The sequence below is a fragment of the Caballeronia sp. M23-90 genome, from assembly GCF_053574605.1.
Window position 1 is genome coordinate 1 of sequence record NZ_JBSIPA010000356.1, and the last position, 6,931, is coordinate 6,931.

7 protein-coding genes are annotated in these 6,931 nt (G+C 58.8%); 6 read left to right on the forward strand and 1 reads right to left on the reverse strand.

Going from position 1 to position 6,931, the window contains the following annotated elements:
• The 4 genes from ACRXB1_RS26485 to rlmD form a co-directional block, all read left to right on the forward strand.
• A partial coding sequence (locus tag ACRXB1_RS26485; protein WP_449493722.1) for a murein hydrolase activator EnvC family protein occupies positions 1–373 on the forward strand: 373 nt, incomplete at its 5' end.
• Positions 374–384: 11 nt separating this feature from the next.
• Complete coding sequence (rpoS, locus tag ACRXB1_RS26490) at positions 385–1,476, forward strand: RNA polymerase sigma factor RpoS (RefSeq protein ID WP_449493723.1); 1,092 nt, start codon at positions 385–387, stop codon at positions 1,474–1,476.
• A gap of 65 nt (positions 1,477–1,541) precedes the next feature.
• Positions 1,542–2,318 carry a 3'-5' exonuclease gene (locus ACRXB1_RS26495; protein WP_449493724.1) on the forward strand — a complete coding sequence of 259 codons (777 nt, stop codon included), beginning with the start codon at positions 1,542–1,544 and terminating at the stop codon, positions 2,316–2,318.
• A gap of 142 nt (positions 2,319–2,460) precedes the next feature.
• On the forward strand, positions 2,461–3,837 hold the full coding sequence (rlmD, locus tag ACRXB1_RS26500; protein ID WP_449493725.1) for a 23S rRNA (uracil(1939)-C(5))-methyltransferase RlmD: 1,377 nt from the start codon (positions 2,461–2,463) through the stop codon (positions 3,835–3,837).
• 102 nt (positions 3,838–3,939) lie between these two features.
• Here rlmD and ACRXB1_RS26505 read toward each other — a convergent pair whose 3' ends face one another.
• The gene (locus ACRXB1_RS26505; protein ID WP_061999537.1) at positions 3,940–4,638 is read right to left on the reverse strand and encodes a Bax inhibitor-1/YccA family protein; all 699 of its coding nucleotides are present in this window, start codon (positions 4,636–4,638) and stop codon (positions 3,940–3,942) included.
• 291 nt (positions 4,639–4,929) lie between these two features.
• Between ACRXB1_RS26505 and ndk the strand changes: the two genes are divergently transcribed.
• Together ndk and rlmN are read left to right on the forward strand one after the other, a co-directional pair.
• Positions 4,930–5,355 carry a nucleoside-diphosphate kinase gene (ndk, locus tag ACRXB1_RS26510; protein ID WP_061999536.1) on the forward strand — a complete coding sequence of 142 codons (426 nt, stop codon included), beginning with the start codon at positions 4,930–4,932 and terminating at the stop codon, positions 5,353–5,355.
• Between the two features lie 111 nt (positions 5,356–5,466).
• Positions 5,467–6,609 carry a 23S rRNA (adenine(2503)-C(2))-methyltransferase RlmN gene (rlmN, locus tag ACRXB1_RS26515; RefSeq protein WP_449493726.1) on the forward strand — a complete coding sequence of 381 codons (1,143 nt, stop codon included), beginning with the start codon at positions 5,467–5,469 and terminating at the stop codon, positions 6,607–6,609.
• The last annotated feature ends 322 nt before the right edge of the window (positions 6,610–6,931 follow it).

Consider the following 6,931-nt stretch of genomic DNA (forward strand, 5'->3'; position numbering starts at 1 on the left):
GGCGGCCCAACCCGCGTTCATCTGGCCGGCGCGCGGACCGATTCTCGGCACGTTCGACGACGCCAAGAACAAAGGCGTCAATATTGGCGGCGCGCCGGGCGATCCGGTCAATGCCGCGGCGGATGGACGGGTTGTTTATTCCGGCAATGGTCTGCGCGGATACGGTAATCTCATCATCATCAAGCACGACGCAACTTTTCTGACCGCATACGCACATAACCGCGCTTTGATGGTAAAAGAAGGTGACGCGGTGACAAAAGGGCAGAAGATCGCCGAGATGGGCAGCAGCGATTCGGACCGTGTGATGTTGCATTTCGAAGTTCGCCGGCAGGGCAAACCTGTCGACCCTCTGACGTATTTGCCGCCGCAATAAGCGAAATCATCATGCCTAAATCGAAGCGCCATCCGCCGCAAGCCGAGACTGATTTAATCAGACCCACGCAGACAACGGTGGAAGACGGCGCTTCGAACCACGCTGACGAGTCGGAATCCGAAGCGGCTGAAGCCGAGCTGGATAGCGACGAAGACAGCGGATCAAACCGCAAGGAAGCAGCGGAGGGCGCAAACGATACCGTGCCCGACGTTGACGACTTCAAATCGATCCTGCAGGCGGAACTCACTGCCGACACCATCCAGCATTACCTGAATCGCATCAGCGTCAAGCCGCTCTTGACGGTCGAAGAAGAGCAGCGTTATTCGCGGCTTGCGAAAGCCGGCGAATTCGAGGCGCGGCAGGTGATGATCGAACGCAATTTGCGGCTGGTGGTCAGCATCGCGAAGGGTTATCTGAATCGGGGCGTCCCGTTGCTCGACCTGATCGAGGAAGGTAATCTCGGCCTGATGCACGCCATCGAAAAATTCGATCCCACGCGCGGCTTCCGGTTTTCTACGTATGCGACGTGGTGGATTCGCCAGAGCATCGAGCGCGCGATCATGAATCAGGCGCGTACGGTGCGTTTGCCGGTGCATGTGATTCGCGAGCTCAATCAGGTGCTGCGCGCGAAACGTCATCTCGAGAAAAGCTCGGCGAATTCCACTGCGGCAATCGCGCCGGACAGGCGCGACGCAAGCATTGACGACATCGCGCATCTCACCGGGAAGACGCCTGAAGAAGTTACCGACATCCTCGCGCTGAACGAACACACAGCGTCGCTGGACGCGCCGCTCGATCTGGACCCGGCAAGCAGTTTGCTGGACCTTCTTTCCGACGACGCCAGCCAGTCGCCCGATTCCGAAGTTCAGCATCGTGAACTGGAAACGCTGACCAAGCTCTGGCTTTCGCGTCTCTCCGACAAACACCGGCACGTCATCGAGCGACGTTTTGGCCTGAACCACATCGAGCCGGCCACGCTCGAAGAACTCGCCGACGAAATGGGCCTGACGCGCGAACGCGTACGCCAGATCCAGCAAGAAGCGCTAGTGCGGCTAAAGCGATTTTTTGCATCGAACGGTGTGCGCAAAGACGCTGTTCTCTAGCCTTTCGCAATCCGGGCGGCGGCCCGGTCAGCGCTTTCCTTAAAAACGCAGCATCCAATAAAGCAATGACACCCATTCTCGTTTTCGATATCGAGACGATTCCCGATGTCGACGGCATTCGCCGTCTCGAAGATCTCTCCGCCACGCTCACCGACGCCGAAGTCGCCGAGCACGCATTCGCCGCGCGCCGGGAGCGTGTGGGCAACGACTTCCTGCCGCACCATCTGCAGCGCATCGCCGCCATTTCGTGCGTGTTTCGTGATAACACGGGATTTCGCGTGCGCTCGCTCGGCACTACGACGGACACCGAAGCCACGCTGATCCAGTCGTTCTTTCGCGTGATCGAGAAGTACACGCCACAACTGGTTTCGTGGAACGGCGGCGGTTTCGATCTGCCGGTATTGCACTATCGCGCGATGATCCACGGCGTAGCGGCTTCGCGGTACTGGGACCTCGGAAACGATGACCGCGAATTCCGCTACAACAACTACATCAGCCGCTACCACGCGCGTCACACCGACCTCATGGACGTGCTCGCGATGTACCAGGCCCGCGCGAATGCACCACTCGATGCGTTGGCGAAGCTCTGCGGCTTCCCGGGAAAACTCGGCATGGACGGTGGCAGGGTCTGGCAAGCGTTCTCGGAGGGACGACTCGAAGAAATCCGCAATTACTGCGAGACCGACGTGGTCAATACGTACCTGATGTATTGCCGGTTCCAGTTGATGCGCGGCGGTTTTTCGCAGGAAGAATATGCGGATGAAATCAACGTCGTGAAGAACGCCCTTGCGCTCGAGCAGGCGCCGCACTGGGCGGAATATCTCGCGGCGTTCGGTCAATAAACCTCCCGCAGCATCAGGCGAGTGCCGCACCCGCATCGTTTACAATCCTGCCCTTCGACGTCAGTCCCCATCGCAGTTCAAATCTCAGTCAGGAAGTCCGCAGGTGCCTCGCGCTCGTAAAAAATCCAACCGCCGCTGGAGCATGCCGGCCCGAATCGTTCCGCTGGACCCGACGGCCGCACCGGTCGAGATCGAAATCGATTCACTCGATATGGAGGCGCAGGGAGTCGGCCGCGCGGCCACCGAGGACGGCTCGCCGGGCAAGGTTATCTTTGTGGACGGCGCGCTGCCGGGTGAACGTGTCTCGTATGTGACCTTTCGCCGGAAAGCGGCATTCGAGAACGGGTTGCTCGTCAAGGTGCTGCGCGAAAGCGTGATGCGCACGCGTCCAAAATGTCCCTATTTCAGCAAATGTGGCGGCTGCTCCATGCAGCATCTCGATGTTCGCGCACAGATCGCGGTCAAGCAACGCGTGCTCGAGGACAACCTCGAGCGGATCGGCAAGCTGAGCGCCGAGACCATCTATCGGCCGATTCACGGGCCTTCGTGGGGGTATCGTTACCGGGCGCGCTTGTCTGTGCGGCTGATCGCGGGCAAGGGCGGGGCGCTGGTCGGGTTTCATGAGAAAAAAAGCGACTTCGTTGCCGACATGCAGACTTGCGATGTTCTAACGCCGCAAGTGTCGGCGTTGCTCATGCCGCTTCGCAAGCTGGTTCAGGATCTCTCCGTTCGCGATCGCCTGCCGCAGATTGAAGTCGCCGTTGGCGCCGAGGTTACGGCGCTGGTGTTGCGGATTCTTGAATCATTGACCGAAGCCGACGAATCGCTGGTACGTGCATTCGCCGAAGAGCACGGCGTGCAGATGTGGCTGCAGCCCAAAGGGCCGGAGACGGCTTATCCGTTCCATCCGGTCGAACGCGAGCTGGCGTACACCTTGCCGGAATTCAACATCCGGATGCCGTTCAAGCCGACTGATTTCACGCAGGTCAACCATCAGATCAACCGCGTGCTGGTCAGCCGCGCGCTGCGGCTGCTGGCTGCTGCACGCACGGACCGCGTGCTGGATCTGTTTTGCGGTATCGGCAATTTCACGCTGCCGCTTGCGCGGGTTGCGCGCGAGGTGGTGGGCATTGAAGGTAGCGAGGGCCTTACTCAACGCGCGCTTGAAAATGCGAGGGCAAACGGTGTGGACGGGCACACATCGTTCGCATGCCGAAACCTGTTCGAGATTACGGCAGACAATCTGCGTGCGCTTGGCCGCTTCGATAAATATCTCATCGATCCACCACGCGACGGCGCGCTTGCGGTGTCGAAGGCGCTCGCGGAACTGGCGCAGAACGGCGATCATGATCTGATGCCTGAGCGCATCGTATATGTGTCGTGCAATCCGGCAACGCTCGCTCGCGACGCCGCCGTGCTCGTGACCGAGGCGGGCTATAGGCTGAAGGGCGCTGGCGTGATGAACATGTTTCCCCATACGTCGCACGTCGAATCGATCGCGCTGTTCGAGCGCGACTAACCCGCAACTAGCCCCGTGGCGGGCATGGAAAAGCCGGCCCCAAATGGGGCCGGCTTTTTTTATCGATAAAACTTTTTCGATGTCCGGATCAGTTCCGCCGCTTCAGTTCCGGTTCCCGCCGAAAATACCAAGCAGCGCGAGCAGGTTCGTGAACACGTTGTACAGGTCGAGGTAGATTGCGAGTGCGGCGCTGATGTAGTTCGTCTCGCCACCGTTCACGACGCGCTGGACGTCGAACAGCATGTAGGCCGAGAAAATCACGATCGCGAGGACCGACACGGTCAGCATCAATGCCGGCAGATGCAGGAACACGTTTGCAAACGCGGCCAGCAGCAACACGAGCACGCCCATGAACAGCCACTTGCCAAGACCGGAGAAGTCTCGCTTGCTCACGGTTGCGATGGTCGCCATGGCCGCGAAGATTACGCCCGTGCCACCAAACGCCATCATGATGAGCTGCGGTCCGTTCGAGAAACCGAGAATGAAGCTCAGGAGACGCGACAGCATCAGGCCCATGAAGAACGTGAAGCCGAGCAAAACGAGCACGCCCAGGCTGCTGTTCTTGGTGCGCTCGATAGCGAACATGAAGCCGAAAGCGATCGCCATGAAGGCGATGAAACTCATGGCCGGGCTGGTTGCCGCGAACAGCGAGAAGCCGGTCGCGACGCCTACCCACGCGCCGAGTACGGTCGGCACCATGGAGAGCGCCAACAGCCAGTACGTGTTCCGTAAAACGCGATTGCGGGTTTCGGACGACGTGACACTGCCTGTGCGACCAAAACCGTAAGGGGATTCGTTCATGGTTTCTCCTTGCCTAAACTTGTGTAAAGCCAACTGGTTCAAAAATTCCGGCTCGACTTATTTGCTTTGCGACGCGGCGAGCCTTACAGACGCGATATGCGCCTATGTTGCACCGAAATCAACAGTGCTGCACTGCAATGGCTCAACCAGTAAAATTACCGCGCATTTCGTCACGAGACTTGAGCTTTGATGCTTACGATGTCGTAAGGTTTCCATCGCAATCATACAATGCTTCGTGCTACAATTGTCGATTCTTTATATTCGTAACCCGTTAATTTTTTGGAGTTTTTCATGGCGATCGAGCGCACCCTGTCGATTATCAAACCGGATGCAGTGGCAAAGAATGTGATCGGTCAGATCTACAGCCGTTTTGAACAAGCGGGCCTCAAGATCATCGCGTCGCGCATGGTTCACCTGTCGCGTGCTGATGCAGAAAAGTTCTACGCAGTCCACGCTGCACGTCCGTTCTTCAAGGACCTCGTTGAATTCATGATCTCCGGCCCCGTGATGATCCAGGCGCTGGAAGGCGAAAACGCCATCCTGACAAACCGCGACCTGATGGGCGCGACGGATCCGAAGAAGGCTGACAAGGGCACCATCCGCGCTGACTTCGCAGACAGCATCGACGCCAACGCAGTGCACGGTTCCGACGCAGCAGAAACGGCGCGTCAGGAAATCGCTTTCTTCTTCCCCGAAGTAAACGTTTATTCGCGTTGATTCGGAGTAGATTTATCGCAGGAATTGGCGCGAAATAACCGAAAAGCGAACTGGGGTGCGGCTTTAAACGGCTTCCCGGCTTCGCTCATCAGGGAAATGGCAGAAAATCGAATGACAGCTTCCACCGTCAACCTTCTGGATCTCGATGCCGCCGGGCTTGTCGCTTATTGTGACAGCCTGGGGGAGAAACCGTTTCGCGCCAAGCAACTGCAGCGCTGGATTCACCAGTTCGGCGTCGACGATTTCGACGGCATGACCGATCTGGCGAAGTCACTGCGCGAAAAATTGAAAGGGCGGGCGAGTCTGGATATGCCCGCCATCGTCAGCGACCATGTTTCCACCGACGGCACGCGCAAGTGGCTGATCGACGTGGGCGGTAGCAACGCGGTCGAGACCGTCTATATTCCGGAAGAAAATCGCGGCACGCTGTGCGTTTCATCGCAAGCGGGCTGCGCAGTCAATTGCCGGTTCTGCTCGACCGGCAAACAGGGTTTCTCGCGCAACCTGAGCACAGGCGAAATCATCGGCCAGTTGAGAATGGCGGAATTTGCGCTGCGTGCATCGAAGAGCGGTAATTACGGCGCGCCGAACAATGGCAAGGCCGATCGCGTGGTGACCAACGTCGTGATGATGGGCATGGGCGAACCGCTGCTCAATTACGACGCCGTGGTGCCCGCCATGCGGTTGATGCTGGACGACAACGCGTACGGGTTGTCGCGTCGCCGCGTGACCTTGTCGACCTCGGGTGTCGTGCCCATGATGGACCGGCTTGGCGCGGATTTGCCGGTTGCGCTCGCGGTATCCTTGCACGCGCCGAACGACCCCTTGCGCGACATGCTGGTGCCGCTGAACAAGAAGTATCCGTTGCGCGAACTGATGGCGGCATGCCAGCGCTATTTGAAAGTGGCGCCGCGCGACTTCATCACGTTCGAGTACTGCATGCTCGACGGCGTGAACGACAGCGAAGCGCATGCACGCGAGCTCGTTGCGCTCACGCGCGACGTGCCTTGCAAATTCAATCTGATCCCGTTCAATCCGTTCCCTGAATCCGGGTTGATGCGCTCGGCGAACGAGCAGATCAAGCGTTTCGCGCAGGTTTTGATGGACGCCGGTGTAGTGACCACGGTGCGCAAGACCCGCGGCGACGACATCGATGCGGCATGCGGACAACTGGCCGGTGCGGTCCAGGACCGTACGCGTCTTGCGCAGCGCATGGGCAAGGCATCGAAGGTAATTGAGGTTCGGGCTGTCTGATTCGTTTCATCAGCCACGCCGGCGCCGCAAGACGAGCGCTTCAGGCTGATACGTGTCATTCGGTTACGGAATCGGAATAATCAGCAATAAACGATCAAAGTCGGCGCACAACACCGCGCATTTTGTTATAAAGCGGTCTGCAACGCCGGCGCGGCAAGTCCGTGCGGTAGCGCCGTGCTTGGCAACGAAGCTGAGCAGCGACAAAAAAGAATCGATGCGAGGAAATTGGGATGAGTGAGCCGCAGCACCCGACGCCGTTTGGCGCTCATAAAGGTGGCCAGTCGGGCGGCCAAGCCGGCGATGTGCCGGGAAGCCAGCCGGA